General features: G+C 64.2%; 13 protein-coding genes. 4 read left to right on the top strand and 9 right to left on the bottom strand.

The window, feature by feature from the left end:
* Nucleotides 1–3: 3 nt before the first annotated feature.
* On the bottom strand, nucleotides 4–534 hold the full coding sequence (locus tag SB756_RS24770; protein ID WP_341796544.1) for a sigma-70 family RNA polymerase sigma factor: 531 nt from the start codon (nucleotides 532–534) through the stop codon (nucleotides 4–6).
* 332 nt (nucleotides 535–866) lie between these two features.
* Here SB756_RS24770 and mqo point away from each other — a divergent pair, with 332 nt between their 5' ends.
* Nucleotides 867–2,504, top strand: a complete 1,638-nt coding sequence (mqo, locus tag SB756_RS24765; protein WP_410912302.1) for a malate dehydrogenase (quinone) — start codon at nucleotides 867–869, stop codon at nucleotides 2,502–2,504.
* 134 nt (nucleotides 2,505–2,638) lie between these two features.
* On the opposite strand, the gene SB756_RS24760 is transcribed toward mqo, so the two are convergent.
* Nucleotides 2,639–2,974, bottom strand: coding sequence for an ArsR/SmtB family transcription factor (locus SB756_RS24760; RefSeq protein ID WP_016488623.1), 336 nt, complete (start codon nucleotides 2,972–2,974; stop codon nucleotides 2,639–2,641).
* A gap of 49 nt (nucleotides 2,975–3,023) precedes the next feature.
* Between SB756_RS24760 and xenA the strand changes: the two genes are divergently transcribed.
* Nucleotides 3,024–4,115, top strand: a complete 1,092-nt coding sequence (gene xenA, locus SB756_RS24755) for a xenobiotic reductase XenA (RefSeq protein ID WP_341796543.1) — start codon at nucleotides 3,024–3,026, stop codon at nucleotides 4,113–4,115.
* Nucleotides 4,116–4,230: 115 nt separating this feature from the next.
* On the opposite strand, the gene SB756_RS24750 is transcribed toward xenA, so the two are convergent.
* The 5 genes from SB756_RS24750 to SB756_RS24730 form a co-directional block, all read right to left on the bottom strand.
* Nucleotides 4,231–5,478 carry an NAD(P)/FAD-dependent oxidoreductase gene (locus SB756_RS24750; RefSeq protein ID WP_341796542.1) on the bottom strand — a complete coding sequence of 416 codons (1,248 nt, stop codon included), beginning with the start codon at nucleotides 5,476–5,478 and terminating at the stop codon, nucleotides 4,231–4,233.
* 2 nt (nucleotides 5,479–5,480) lie between these two features.
* On the bottom strand, nucleotides 5,481–7,058 hold the full coding sequence (locus tag SB756_RS24745) for an aldehyde dehydrogenase (NADP(+)) (RefSeq protein ID WP_341796541.1): 1,578 nt from the start codon (nucleotides 7,056–7,058) through the stop codon (nucleotides 5,481–5,483).
* A gap of 185 nt (nucleotides 7,059–7,243) precedes the next feature.
* Entirely contained in the window at nucleotides 7,244–8,191 is a 948-nt protein-coding gene (locus SB756_RS24740; protein ID WP_341796540.1) for a dihydrodipicolinate synthase family protein, read from the bottom strand.
* A 41-nt stretch (nucleotides 8,192–8,232) separates the two neighbouring features.
* On the bottom strand, nucleotides 8,233–9,159 hold the full coding sequence (locus tag SB756_RS24735) for a 4-hydroxyproline epimerase (protein WP_341796539.1): 927 nt from the start codon (nucleotides 9,157–9,159) through the stop codon (nucleotides 8,233–8,235).
* Between the two features lie 23 nt (nucleotides 9,160–9,182).
* A complete protein-coding gene (locus SB756_RS24730; RefSeq protein WP_016498358.1) occupies nucleotides 9,183–10,796 on the bottom strand; it encodes an APC family permease in 1,614 nt (537 codons plus the stop codon).
* A 368-nt stretch (nucleotides 10,797–11,164) separates the two neighbouring features.
* On the opposite strand from SB756_RS24730, the gene SB756_RS24725 reads away from it, so the two are divergent.
* Complete coding sequence (locus SB756_RS24725) at nucleotides 11,165–11,947, top strand: AraC family transcriptional regulator (protein WP_341796537.1); 783 nt, start codon at nucleotides 11,165–11,167, stop codon at nucleotides 11,945–11,947.
* Here the strand turns inward: SB756_RS24725 and SB756_RS24720 are convergent.
* Entirely contained in the window at nucleotides 11,935–12,822 is an 888-nt protein-coding gene (locus tag SB756_RS24720) for a LysR family transcriptional regulator (RefSeq protein ID WP_049276897.1), read from the bottom strand. The two genes, SB756_RS24725 and SB756_RS24720, sit on opposite strands and share 13 nt — an antisense overlap.
* Nucleotides 12,823–12,962: 140 nt before the next feature.
* Here SB756_RS24720 and moaB point away from each other — a divergent pair, with 140 nt between their 5' ends.
* Nucleotides 12,963–13,502, top strand: coding sequence for a molybdenum cofactor biosynthesis protein B (moaB, locus tag SB756_RS24715; protein ID WP_043204243.1), 540 nt, complete (start codon nucleotides 12,963–12,965; stop codon nucleotides 13,500–13,502).
* A gap of 68 nt (nucleotides 13,503–13,570) precedes the next feature.
* Here the strand turns inward: moaB and SB756_RS24710 are convergent, their stop codons facing one another.
* On the bottom strand, nucleotides 13,571–14,470 hold the full coding sequence (locus SB756_RS24710; RefSeq protein ID WP_341796535.1) for a bestrophin family protein: 900 nt from the start codon (nucleotides 14,468–14,470) through the stop codon (nucleotides 13,571–13,573).
* Nucleotides 14,471–14,483: the final 13 nt, after the last annotated feature.

Below are 14,483 nucleotides of genomic sequence, written 5' to 3'. Positions count from 1 at the left end.
GCGTCACTCCACCAGCAAGCCGTCGAGTTCGGCTTCAAGAATGGCGCAGTGCAGAAACGCCTGGGCCAGGTACTTCTTGATCATGCGTTCGCTCACGCCAATGTGCGCGGCGATATCGCGGTAGGCCAGGCCATCGATCTGCGCCAGCAGGAATGCCTGGCGCACCTTGCTCGGCAAGCGCAGCAACATGGCGTCCACCTCGTGCAGGGTCTCGACAATGATCGCGCGCTGTTCGGGGGAGGGTTGCAACGCCTCGGGCTGCAAGGCCAATTGCTGCAACCAGGCCTGTTCCAGCTTTTGCCGGCGCCAATGGTCGACGCACAGGCCGCGGGCGATGGTCGCCAGGTACGAGCGTTCGCCGCGGTCGCCGTCAAACTGCCGTGGGCGCTTGAGGATGCGCACGAAGGTATCCTGCACCAGGTCGGCGGCATCGCAGCGGCTGCCCAGCCGGCGGTACAGAAAGCCGAGCAACCAGCGCGAGTGGCTGTGGTACAGGGTATGGAGCGAGGTGTTCAACTCTGGGATCGAAACCACGGCGGCATCCGGCGCGAGCGCATACTGGTGCGAATGAGAAATGATCGCAATGTTAGGGGCGCCGGAAAAATACTGCAATCACTGCACAGCGTGCGGGTATCCCCTGGGACAACCCGTCACCTTGACGCGAGGACCGGCAATTTGTTTGCGCTGGCATTTCGGATACAATCAGAAAAACGATTCAGCCCTGTCGGTCAATTCGACAAAAGGCCGAGTCGTTTTCTGGTTCTCTGGCTGCCGAACAATGATCAACAACAAGCCTGCGCTGAAGAACACGGAACACCTGGGCCAGCCACAGGCCCTCCCTCCGTTCTCCTGACTGGAATAGATCAATGTTCAAGAAAGCTGGCAAGACCTTGCTGGGTCTGGCTGTCGCTGCGAGCTTCATGCAAGCGCACGCCGCAGAAACCAAAAAAGTAGACGTGCTGCTGGTCGGCGGCGGCATCATGAGCTCCACCCTGGCTGTGTGGCTGCACGAGCTGGAGCCAAGCTGGTCGATGGAGATGGTCGAGCGCCTGGACGGCGTGGCTGAAGAAAGCTCCAACGGCTGGAACAACGCCGGTACCGGCCACTCCGCGCTGGCCGAGCTGAACTACACCCCGGAAGACAAAGACGGCAACGTCAATATCTCCAAGGCCATCGAAATCAACGAAGCCTTCCAGATTTCCCGTCAATTCTGGGCCTGGCAGGTTCGCCAGGGCGTGCTGAAGAACCCGCACTCGTTCATCAACACCACCCCGCACATGAGTTTCGTGTGGGGCGATGACAACATCAAGTTCCTGAAAAAGCGCTATGACGCGCTGCAAGCCAGCCCGCTGTTCCGCCCGATGCAATACTCCGAGCACCACGCGCAGATCGCCAAATGGGTCCCGCTGATGATGGAAGGGCGCGACCCGAACCAGAAACTGGCCGTGACCTGGACGCCAATCGGCACCGACGTCAACTTCGGCGAGATCACCCGCCAGATGGTTGGCCACCTGAAGACCCAGGACAAGTTCGACCTGAAGCTGTCCAGCGAAGTGCAGGACATCACCCGCAACAAGGACGGCTCCTGGCACGTCGAGTACAAGAACCTGAAGGACGGTACCGAATCGGCTACCGACGCCAAGTTCCTGTTCATCGGTGCCGGCGGCGGCGCGCTGAAGCTGCTGCAGAAGTCGGGCATTCCTGAAGCCAAGGAATACGCAGGCTTCCCGGTGGGCGGCTCGTTCCTGGTGACCGAGAACCCGACCATTGCCATGCAGCACATGGCCAAGGCGTACGGCATTGCCTCGACTGGCGCGCCACCCATGTCGGTGCCGCACCTGGACACCCGCGTGCTGGACGGCAAGCGCGTGATCCTGTTTGGCCCATTTGCCACCTTCTCGACCAAGTTCCTGAAGAACGGTTCGTACCTGGACCTGCTGAGCAGCACCACCACCCACAACGTGTGGCCGATGACCAAGGTCGGTATCGAGCAGTACCCGCTGGTGGAGTATCTCGCTGGCCAGCTGATGCTGTCTGACGATGACCGCTTCGAAGCCCTGCGCACCTACTTCCCGAATGCCAAGAAGGAAGACTGGCGCCTGTGGCAGGCCGGCCAGCGTGTGCAGATCATCAAGCGTGATGCCGAGAAGGGCGGCGTGCTGAAGCTGGGCACCGAAGTGGTCGCGTCCGAAGACCGTACCATTGCCGGCCTGCTGGGTGCATCGCCAGGTGCTTCGACTGCTGCGCCGATCATGCTGACCGTGCTGGAAACCGTGTTCAAGGAAAAGGTCGCTACCCCAGAGTGGCAGGCCAAGATCAAGCAGATCGTGCCGAGCTACGGCACCAAGCTGAACGATTCGGCGGCGGCCACCCAGAAAGAGTGGAACTACACCGCTGAAGTACTGCAGCTGGAGAAACCGCCAGTGATCGACGCCAGCGTCGATTTCGGTGGCGCGGCCAGCGAGCCGGTTGAAAGCAAGCCTGAGAACGACATGGCGCTGTAATCGGCCATTGTCGTGAAAGAAGCCACGGGGGAAACCTCGTGGTTTTTTTTTGCCTGTTCGGGCCTTTGCGCGGCGGTTCTACGCATTGATGGGCCCACGGGTTCATCACTATCCCCAGGGGCCTGCGGCAAAAATCATCTCTGGCGCAGGATGCACTCCAGCAGCCCGGGAAAACGCTCGCCCAGCATTTCGCTGCGCAATGAATTCATATGGGTCGTCCCCACATTGCGGGTATGCACCAACCCCGCATCACGTAGCACGCGGAAGTGGTGCGACATGCTCGACTTGGGCCGCCCCCCGTCCAGCTCGCCACAGCTGGCCTCGGCAACGCCGGCCAGGTGGCGGACGATTTCCAGGCGCACGGGGTCGCTGAGCGCATAGAGCAGGCGTTCAAGGATCAGGTCTTCAGCGTTGGGGTGTTTATAGGCTCGCATGGCCGACATGATAACGGGGGTTTCACTAATTGCCATAGTTCGATTATGATCGAACAACAGTATTCAAATGAACCCGGAGTTTCCCATGTCCGCCCTGTTCGAACCCTACACCCTCAAAGACGTCACCCTGCGTAACCGCATCGCCATTCCGCCGATGTGCCAATACATGGCCGAAGACGGCATGATCAACGACTGGCACCACGTGCACTACGCTGGCCTGGCCCGTGGCGGTGCCGGTCTGCTGGTGGTCGAGGCCACTGCGGTGGCACCGGAAGGGCGCATCACCCCCGGTTGTGCCGGTATCTGGAGCGATGCCCACGCCCAGGCTTTCGTACCGGTGGTACAGGCCATCAAGGCTGCAGGTTCGGTGCCGGGCATCCAGATCGCCCACGCCGGGCGCAAGGCCAGCGCCAACCGCCCGTGGGAGGGTGACGACCACATTGCCGCCGACGACGCGCGTGGCTGGGAAACCATCGCCCCGTCCGCCATTGCCTTTGGCGCGCACCTGCCGAAAGTGCCACGCGAAATGACGCTGGGCGACATCGCCCGGGTCAAACAGGATTTCGTCGATGCCGCCCGCCGCGCGCGTGATGCCGGCTTCGAGTGGATCGAGCTGCATTTTGCCCATGGCTACCTGGGCCAGAGCTTCTTCTCCGAGCACTCCAACAAGCGGACCGACGCCTACGGTGGCAGCTTCGACAACCGCAGCCGCTTCCTGCTGGAAACCCTGGCCGCGGTGCGTGAAGTATGGCCAGAAAACCTGCCGTTGACCGCGCGCTTTGGTGTGCTGGAATACGATGGCCGCGACGAGCAGACCCTGGAAGAGTCGATCGAACTGGCGCGCCGCTTCAAGTCAGGCGGCCTGGACCTGCTGAGCGTGAGTGTCGGTTTCACCATTCCCGAGACCAACATCCCGTGGGGCCCGGCGTTCATGGGGCCGATTGCCGAGCGTGTGCGCCGTGAGGCGAAGCTGCCGGTGACTTCGGCGTGGGGCTTTGGCACACCGCAGCTGGCTGAGGCCGCGTTGCAGGCCAACCAGCTGGACCTGGTTTCGGTAGGGCGTGCGCACCTGGCCGACCCGCACTGGGCGTACTTTGCCGCCAAGGAGCTGGGGGTGGAGAAAGCCTCCTGGACCTTGCCGGCGCCGTATGCGCACTGGCTTGAGCGCTATCGCTGAGAATGCCGGGGCTGCTGCGCAGCCCATTCGCGGCACAAGGCCGCTCCTACAGGATAGCGTGCTCTTTGTAGGAGCGGCCTTGTGCCGCGAATGGGCCGCACAGCGGCCCCCGAATCTAGAACCGATCCAGACGGTAGGCTGCCGTCCCAGGCCCACCAACCTGCTCAGCCAACCGCCCCACCCATTCCGCCGTCACCGCCGCCTGGGTCAACCCCAGGTGCTGATGCCCAAACGCCAACAGCACCCGCCCATCACACACCCTGTCGATCACCGGCAACGAGTCCGGTAACGAAGGCCGGAAGCCCATCCACGGCGTCGCCCCTTCGACGCTCAAGTCTTGCCGGAACAACCCCTTGCTCAACCGGTGCAACTGCCAAGCCCGTTGCATGCTCGGCGGTGCCTCCAGCCCGGCGAACTCCACCGTGCCAGCCAGGCGCAAGCCTTCGGCCATGGGCGTCATGATGAACTTGCGCTCCAGCGAGGTGACTGCAAACGGCAGGCGCTGGTGTTCACCCGGCAACATCAGGTGATAACCGCGTTCTGTGTCCAGCGGCACCCGCTTGCCCGTCAGCGCGGCGGTCAGTTTCGCAGAATGGGCACCACAGCTGATCAGCACCTGGCGGGCATTGAGCGTGCCCTGGTCGCTGGCCAGGCTCACGCCCGCACTGTGCAATTGCCCGCCATCGACCTGCGCCTGAACAAAGCGCACACCGCTGGCCTTGGCCGCTTCGAACAATTCGCACACTACCCGGTAAGGGTCGATGAAGTGCCCGGTGCGCGGAAAGAACAGCCCACCCAGCAGTGACGGGCTCAGTTGCGGCGCCGCCTCGCGCACGGTGTCGGCCGACCAGACGTCCACCGGCACCGCCTGCTGTTGCATGCGGGTGCGCAACGCCTCCAGTGCCTGGCGTGACTCAGGCTTCTCGAACACCAGCAACGAACCATCCTCCTGGAACAGGTCGCTGCGCCCGATCGAGCCCAGCAGGCGCTGCCATGCACCCAGGCTGCCTTCGTTCAGCGTGCGGATTCCGGCCACACTGCGCTGGAACGGGGCGGGGCGCAGGTTGAGCAGCAGGCGTGTGAACCAGGGCATGGCCGTGGGCAGGTACTTCCAGTCCAGGCGCAGCGGGCCCATCGGGTCCAGCAGCATGCGCGGCAAGCGCTTGAGGATCGACAGGTCGGCAATCGGGAACACCTGCTCGGTGGCCAGGTGCCCGGCGTTGCCATAGGACGCCCCATGGCCGGGTGCCTGGCGGTCGACCAATAGCACCCGGCGGCCCTGGCGGGCCAGTTGCAGGGCACAGGCAACGCCGACAATGCCGGCGCCCACCACGGCGATATCGGCTTCAGGGTTTTCGACCATACTCAGCCTTCCCGTTTGCCGTCGAGCAGGCGCCGCAGTTGCAGCGGGTTGCCGTGCTGCAAGGCCTGCGGCAGAAGGGCATTGGGGAAGTCCTGGTAGCACACCGGCCGCAGGAAGCGCAGGATCGCCGCCGTGCCCACCGAGGTCGTACGGGCATCGGAGGTGGCCGGGAACGGCCCCCCATGGACCATGGCATCGCACACCTCGACGCCGGTCGGCCAGCCATTGACCAGAATGCGCCCAGCCTTGCGTTCAAGGGTCGGCAGCAGCGCACGGGCGCGGTCGATGTCGGCATCGTCCAGTTGCAGGGTAGCGGTCAACTGGCCTTCCAGGTGCTCGGCCACTTGGTGTACCTGTTCATCGCTGGCGCACGCCACCACCAGCGACGCCGCGCCAAACATTTCAGCTTGCAACGCCGGGTCGGCGAGGAAGGCTTCGGCTTGGGTGACGAACAATTGCGCCTGGCATTGGTTGGGGCCTTGCCCGGCCTGGCCGCTGGCTGCAGCCTGGGCATTGGCGTTTTCTGCCAAGGCACCGACACCGGCTTGGTAAGCACTGAAGATGCCCGGGGTGAGCATGGTTTGCGCAGCGGCCTGGCGCACGTGCTCGCTGGCAGCGTCGATAAACCGCTGTAACGCTGGCCCTTGCGGGGCAATCACCAGCCCGGGGTTGGTGCAGAACTGGCCGGCACCTTGGGTCAACGAGGCGACGAAGCCTTGCGCCAACGTTTCGGCACGGGCTTGCAGGGCCGCCTCGAACAGGAACACCGGGTTGATCGAACTCATTTCGGCGTATACCGGGATCGGCTCCGGGCGGGCCTGGGCCGCCTGGCACAGCGCGATACCACCGCTGCGTGAGCCGGTAAAGCCAACGGCCTTGATGCGCGGGTCGCTGACCAGCGCGATGCCGACTTCACGGCCGGAACCGTACAACAGCGAGAATACGCCGGCCGGCAAGCCGCACAGCTTCACCGCTTGCGCCACCGCCTGGCCGACCAGTTCGCTGGTGCCCGGGTGGGCGCTGTGGGCCTTGACCACCACTGGGCAGCCAGCCGCCAATGCCGATGCGGTGTCGCCACCGGCCACCGAGAAGGCCAGCGGGAAATTGCTGGCGCCGAACACGGCTACCGGCCCCAGGGCCACCTGGCGCTGGCGCAGGTCGGCGCGCGGCAAGGGCTGGCGTTCTGGCTGGGCGTTGTCGACCCGCACATCCAGCCATTCACCGGCCCGCACTACCCGGGCGAAGGTTCGCAGTTGGGTACAGGTGCGGCCACGCTCGCCCTGGATACGCGCCTTGGGCAGACCGCTTTCGGCCACGGCGCGGTCAATCAGGGCATCGCCCAGCGCTTCGATCTGGGTGGCGATGGTTTCGAGGAATTGTGCCCGTTGTTCGAGCGTGGTTTCGCGGTAGCCATCGAACGCCGCCCAGGCCAGGGCGCAGGCTTGGGCCACGTGTTCGCCGGTGCCGCCCAGGTAGGCCGGTTCCAGCGGCTGGCCGGTGGCCGGGTCGATGGCGCGGATGGCTTCGCGGCTGCCGGTTACCGGCGTCTGGCCGATCAGCATGTTGCCGGTGAGGGTCATGTATCCTCCTTGTGGATCAAATTCGGGTATCAAGGTAAACCGCAACCCCTGTAGGAGCGGCCTTGTGCCGCGAAGGGCTGCAAAGCAGCCCCAGCAATTTGTGTGTCTGCGCTGAAATGCTGGGGCTGCTTTGCAGCCATTCGCGGCACAAGGCCGCTCCTACAAGGGCCCAAGCAGGGCTTTGGTCAGGCGATGTTCTGCTCGGCCGACCAGCTGGCGTACCAGTTGCGGAACAGCGCGTACTGCTGTTCGGCATAGTTGCGCTGGGCATCGGTCAGCAGGTCGGTTTCGTTGAAGTGCAGGCTGTACTCGCTGTCGCCGTTCAGCACCATCAGGTGCTTGTAGTACAGCACCAGGTCGCAGCCTTCATCGAACGACGACAGCACCGCCAGCGCCGCTTCCAGCTCGCGCGCCAGGCGGCGGGCCTTGGCGTCGCCCTTGGCCGCCTGCTTGCTCAGGCTTACCAGGTGCAGCACCTCGCGGGGCAGGGCGTTGCCGATACCGGTGATGGCACCGGTGGCGTTGCAGTTGACGAAGCCATGCACCACCTGGGTGTCCACGCCGACCATCAGGGTCACGTCGTCATCCTTGGAGGTGATGTGTTCGGCGGCGTAACGCAGGTCGGCGCCACCACCGAATTCCTTGAAGCCGATCAGGTTGGGGAATTCGCGGCGCAGTTCGAAGAACAGGTCGGCGCGGGTGGCAAAACCGTAGTAGGGGCTGTTGTAGATCACCGCTGGCAGCTTGGGCGCCGCCGCGAGGATGGCCGAGAAGTGGTGTTTCTGGGCGATCAGCGAAGCGCCGCGGCTGAGCACGCGAGGGATGACCATCAGGCCGGCGGCGCCCACTTCGGCGGCGTGGGCGGCATGCGCTACCGCTTCACGGGTGTTTACCGCGCCGGTGCCGACAATGGTCGGAATGCCGGCGGCCACCAGGCGCGCCACGCCTTCCTGGCGCTCGGCCTCGGTCAGCAGCGGCCAGTCGCCCATCGAGCCGCAATACACCACAGCGCTCATGCCGGCCGCGATCAGTTCACGGCCCTTGCGCACCAGGGCGTCGAAGTCCGGCTTGCGTTCGGCGGTGCACGGGGTCATCAGGGCGGGCATGGTGCCGGTGAAGATGTTGTTGGTCATTGTTGTCACTCCTCGCAGTATTCAGTCGGAAAAAGGCGGGGTCAGATGCCCCAGGCGAACGGGTCCTGTTCGTCGATCAGCAGGGTGCTGTCGGCGGTCATGTAGGCGCGGCCGGTGATGAACGGGCGAATGTGGTCGCCGTCGCGCTCGTAGCGGCCATGGAACTGGCTGCCGGTGATGCTGGCCTGTACCCAGGTCTGGCCTTCGGCAAGCTTGCCGTCGGCGGCCAGGCAGGCCAGCTTGGCGCTGGTGCCGGTGCCGCACGGGGAGCGGTCGTAGGCCTTGCCGGGGCACATCACGAAGTTGCGGCTGTCGGCGTTGGCGTCGTCGGCAAACAGCTCGACGTGGTCGATAGGCGCGCCGTTTTCGCCGGTGATGCCCTGGGTTTCGAGGGCCTTGAGCATGGCCCAGGTGTACTCGGTCAGCGCCTCACGGTTGGCCAGCTCGATACGCTGGCCGTGTTCGGAAACCAGGAAGAACCAGTTGCCGCCCCAGGCGATGTCGCCGCGCACCACGCCGTGGCCGGGCACGTCCACCGCTACCTGTTGGCGGTAGCGGTAGGAGGGCACGTTGCCGATGGTGATGGCGCCGTCTTCATGCAGGGTGGCGCTGACCTGGCCGACCGGGGTGTCGATCTTGTGCACACCCGGTGCGATCAGGCCCAAGTGCTGCAACGAGGCGACCAGGCCGATGGTGCCGTGGCCGCACATGTTCAGGTAGCCGGCGTTGTTGAAGAAGATCACCCCGCAGGTGGCGTTGGCCGACATCGGTGGGCAATACAGCGCGCCGACCAGCACATCGTTGCCGCGTGGCTCCAGCAGGCAGGCACGGCGCCATGGGTCGTGCAGCTCGCGCAGTTCGTCGCGCTGTTCGGCCATGCTGCGGCCGCGCAGTTGCGGGAAGCCCTTCATCACCAGGCGGGTTGGTTCGCCGCCAGTGTGGGAGTCGATGACGTGTATCTGTTTCATGGGCTTGTCCCTTGCGTAAAAGATCAGGAAGCGACGGCGGCAGGGCGGCGGGTATAGGTTTCAGCGGCGGCTTCGCTTTCGTCTTCACCTTCCAGGCGCACCAGGTGGGCAGGCACGCCAGTCGCGGCGCCCCAGTAGTAGATGCCCAGCGCGCAGGCGGCCACAGCCACGGTGTCGAACGGGTGGCCGAGCACCCCCAGGCCGCCGAAGCTGCCCAACCACGACAGCAGGATGGTCACCGCGTAGAAGCCGATCAGCCATGCCGACGAGCGTACTTGCTGGGCCAGCGACAGGTGTTGGGTGGGTACGAAACGGCTGCACAGCAGGTACAGCACGAACATCACGATTTGCAGGGCCAGCAGCCACGACACGGTGTTCCAGCCCGACCAGTACACGATCAGCGCGGCGATGATGAACGACAGCGGGCCGAGCACCGCCATGCCCTTGACCCGGAACGGGCGCGGCATGTCTGGTGCATTGCGGCGCAGGGCGGCGACGGTGACCGGGGCGACGGCGTAGCTCAGTACCAGGGCAGCCGATACCACGTTGATCAGCGCTTCCCACGAGGGGAACGGCAGGGTCCAGAACACCGACAGGCCAAACGTCAGCCACAGGGCCGGGCGCGGGATGCCGGATTCTGCATCGATGCGGGTGAAGTACTTGAAGAAGGTGCCGGTCTGCGCCCAGCCATAGATCACCCGCGGGGTGGCGTTCATGTAGATGTTGCCGCAGCCGCTGGGCGAGATCACGGCGTCGGCCACCACCAGGTAGGCCAGCCAGCCCACACCCAGGGCCAGGGCGATGTCACGGTAGGGCAGGGCCAGTTCCTTGGTCACGCTGGCCCAGCCGTTGGCCAGCATTTCGGTGGGCACGCTGCCGAGGAAGGCCAGTTGCAGCAGGGCGTAGATCGCGGTGGACAGCAGCACCGACAAAATCAGTGCGATAGGGATGGTGCGCTGTGGGTTCTTCACCTCGCTGGCCACCGAAATGATCGGCGTCAGGCCCAGGTAGGCGAAGATGATGCCGCCTGCCGACACGGCCATTTCCACCCCGGACAGGCCGAACGGGGCAAAGCCCTGGACCTCGAAGTTTTCTGGTTTGAAGAAGGTGAACAGCACGCCGATTACCAGCAGCGGCACGATGAACTTGAACACGCTGACCAGGTTGTTGGCCTTGGCGAAGGTTTTCACGCTGCGGTAGTTGAGGAAGAAGAACAGCCCCAGCAGGGCGAACTGCACCAGCCAGCCGAGCACGGTCGGGTCGCTGGAGCCGGCCTTGGTGAGCCCGGGGAACCAGGCGGCGGCGTATTGGCGTGAGGCGACTACTTCGATGGCGATCAGGCTGGAAAAGGCGATCAGGGTGATGAAACCCATCAGGTAGCCGAGCAGTGGGCCGTGCGAGTAAACCGGGTAGCGCACTACGCCACCGGCACGTGGCAGGGCGGCGCCCAGTTCGCAGTAGACGATGCCCAGCAGCAGTACGGCGAACCCGCCGAGGAACCAGGAGAGGATGCCGGCCGGGCCGGCGATGGCCGACACGTGGCTGGCGGCGAACAGCCACCCGGAGCCGAAAATGGCCCCTAGGCCGATGAAGGTGAGGTCCAGCAGTGATAACTGTTTTTTGAATTTGCCTGACATGGGTTCGCCTTTTTGTTGGTTATTGGATAGGCAGGTCTGATGTCACGAGATGCGGCTTTTTGGGCCGCGCTCTTGTAGGACTTGGGCGGCTTGCGTGGGGCATAGAGTGAACCGGTCGGGGCGACGGTTCTTGATGGTTTTCTGCAGGGGGGATGACGAAATCGGCACAGTTGCAAAAAAAGCTGGTGGCCAGGGTGGGCTGGTGGATAGGCTGTAGGCCATACCGGATAAGGGTTTGAGAGATGCAGCGCCAGTGCTTGCCTCTTCGCAGCACAAGGCTGCTCCTACAAGGACCGCATGGCTATCAAGGCATGTAGGAGCAGCCTTGTGCTGCGAAGAGGCCCGCCCAGCAAACCGAGATAGAGAAGATGACCAACACCCCCCTGGCAACCCTCTACCAGTCTCTCGACCAGCACCGCCCCGCCACCCTCGAGGCCCTGCTTGCCGGTGTGTCGCTGCTGCTGCCGATCCTCGACGCCATCCCCAACGCCGCCATCTTCATCAAGGACCCGGCTGCCCGCTATGTGCTGGCCAACAACACCCTGGTCCAGCGCTGTGGCCTCAAGCGCCTGCAACCGTTGCTGGGCAAGACCAGTGCCGAGGTATTCCCGGCACAGCTCGGCCCCGGCTACACCGAACAAGACCGCCGGGTGCTCAAGGAAGGGATGGTGCTGGAGGACCAACTGGAGCTGCACCTGTACGGCAGCCGTGAACCCGGCTGGTGCCTGACCCACAAGCGCCCGCTGTACAACCAGGCGGGCGAGATCATCGGCCTGGTCGGCATTTCGGTCGACCTGCAATCAGCCGCCGACAGCCACCCCGCCTATCAACGCCTGGCCGCGGTGGACGAGCACATTCGCCAGCACTTTCACCAGCCGATCAGCATGGGCGAGCTGACCCGCATCGCCGGTATTTCCGTGGCCCAGCTGGAGCGCTACTGCAAGCGGGTGTTCCACCTCACGCCCCGGCAGATGATCCACAAGGCACGCCTGGAGCACGCCCACCGCCTGTTGCATTCGGACCTGCCCATCACGGACGTGGCGATGCGCTGCGGCTACACCGACCACAGCGCCTTCAGCCGCCAGTTCAAGCAACTGACCGGCTTTACCCCGCGCCAGTACCGCCAGGCCACCAGCGATCAGGTGGCTTGAAACAGTGCCCGTGCCTCGGCGAAGCACTGTTCGGCAATCGCCGAGCGCGGCTCGCTGCGGCGCAACAGCAGGCCGACCGGGCTGTGGATGGCGGCGTCGGCCACCGGCACGATGCGCAGGTGCTCGCTGAGGTCTTCCAGGCCGCAGTCCAGCGGCATGATCGCGCAGCACATGCCGGTGTTGATGGCCTGGATCAGCTGGAAGGTCGAGTCGCTTTCCAGCACCGCATTCGGCTCCAGGCCGCGGCTGCGGAAGCTCAGGTCCAGAGACTGGCGGTAGTGCATGCCTTTGCTCAGCAGGCCCAGTGGTATGTCGCTGAGTGCATCCCAGCGCAGCGGGTCGCTGGCGAACTGGAAGTGCCGGGTGTCGTGCAGCAGGCCCATGGTGGTGGTGCCCAGTTCGATCACTTCAAAGAAGCTGGTGTTGACCTGGTCCAGGTAGCAGATACCCAGGTCGAGCTGGTTGCGGCTGAGCCCGTCGATGACCTGTTCCGAGCTCAGCGAGCTGAGTTGAAAGTGCAGTTCGGGGTATTTTTCGCGCAGTGGCAGCAGCAGGTGCATGGGGTTGAAGCTGGCCAGCGGTACCGTACCCAGGCGCAGGCTGCCGACCACTTGGCCGCGGCAGCTGGCAGCCTCGGCCTGCAGGCCGTCGTGGGCGGCAAGCAGGGTGCGGGCCCAGGCCAGGATGCGCTCGCCGGCCTCGGTAAAACCTTCGAAGCGCTGGCCGCGCTTGACCAGCACCAGCTCCAGCTCGTCCTCCAGGTTGCGCAGGCGCATGGACAGCGTCGGCTGGGTGATATGGCACAGCGCCGCCGCCTGGCCGAAGTGGCGGGTCTGGTCGAGGGCGATGAGGAACTTGAGCTGCTTGATGTCCATGGAAATGCCTGGCGTCTGGTTATGCAGACCTTAACCCACGTCTGCGATAGATGTCATTGATCGCCCGGTACGCCATATTGATTGGACGCCCTCGGGCCGTGCCTCTAGCGTGGCGACAATGCCATTCAAGGAGCTTTACCGTGCGCGTCCAACCCGATGCAGTCTTCGTACCGCTGAACATCGCCGTGCTGACCGTCAGCGACACCCGTACCTACGACAACGATACCTCTGGCGAGCTGCTGGCCAGCCGTTCGGTAGAGATCGGCCACCGGCTGGTGGCGCGGGCGCTGCTCAAGGACGACCTGTACAAGATCCGCGCCCAGGTGGCGACCTGGATTGCCGATGAGCAGGTGCAGGTGGTGCTGATTACCGGCGGCACCGGCTTTACCGGGCGAGACAGCACACCGGAGGCCGTCGAATGCTTGCTGGACAAGCGCATCGATGGTTTTGGCGAGCTGTTCCGGGCGTTGTCGATTCTGGATATCGGCACCTCGACCGTGCAGAGTCGGGCGTTGGCCGGGTTGTCCAACAGAACGTTGGTGTGCTGCCTGCCTGGCTCTACCGGGGCCTGCCGTACCGCGTGGGAGGGTATCCTGGCCGAGCAGCTGGATGCCCGGCATCGGCCGTGCAATTTCGTCAAACACCTGTTGCCGATCGAGGCCTGCGCAAGCCGGGGCTGATGCTACTCCTGTTCTGGCCTCTTCGCGGGCGTGCCCGCGAAGAGGCCAGAACAGGCAACCACAAATCGTCAGCTCAACACATACCCCACCGGCAACAACGCCGGCGGCAACTGCTGCTCCCCCAACCCCGCCAGCACATCGCGCTCCACAGTCCGCACCATGGCATCGGTCGGCAAATCATTCTCATCGCGCCCGAACGGGTCTTCCAGCTCGTTGCCAATCGCATCCAGCCCGAAGAACGTGTACCCCACGATGGTGGTGAACAGCGGCGCCAGCCAGCCCAGGGGCTCGGCCAGGGCAAACGGTAGCAGCAGGCAGAAGATGTAGATGGTGCGGTGCAGCAGCAGCGTATAGGGGAACGGCAAGGGCGTACCCTTGATCCGCTCACAGGTGGCCTGTACTTCGGTCAACCCTACCAGCCGCTGCTCCAGCAAACTGTAACGCCAGTCACTGATCTGCTGTTGCTCTGCCAGCCTTGAGCAATGCTGGCCAATTTCGCGCAGGATGCCATCGCACACGTTGTGCGAGCTGATCGCCTCTGGCCGGGCGAGCCATGGCCGGGCAGCCGCCAGTTCGTCCTCACCGCGCAGCCGCGCATTCAATGCATGGGCAAAACCGCACAGGCTGCGCAGCAGTTCGTTACGCAGTTTTCCATCTGTAATGACAACGCTCTCACGCACGAACGAGCGGGTTTCGATGATCAGCTTGCCCCAAGCTTTGCGGCCCTCCCACCAGCGGTCATAGCAGGCGTTGTTGCGAAAGCTCATGAAGATCGACAGCGACAGGCCAAGCAAGGTGAACGGCGTGGCGCTCACCGGGTAGAAAAACGCCGGGTAATGGCGCTCGATCAGCACGATCAGCGCGGCCAGCAGGGTCACCATCAGGCAGCGCAGGGCAATGCGCTTGACGATCGAACCCTTGAGGGTGAACAGCACGCGCAGCACATCGGGGGTTGGGTGGACGATCATGGATTTCCAGAGA

This window comes from Pseudomonas sp. SIMBA_068 (assembly GCF_046534705.1).
Taxonomy (GTDB): domain Bacteria; phylum Pseudomonadota; class Gammaproteobacteria; order Pseudomonadales; family Pseudomonadaceae; genus Aquipseudomonas; species Aquipseudomonas putida.
Note: the sequence above shows the minus strand (reverse complement) of the source record. Positions and strands in the feature narration are given on the sequence as shown.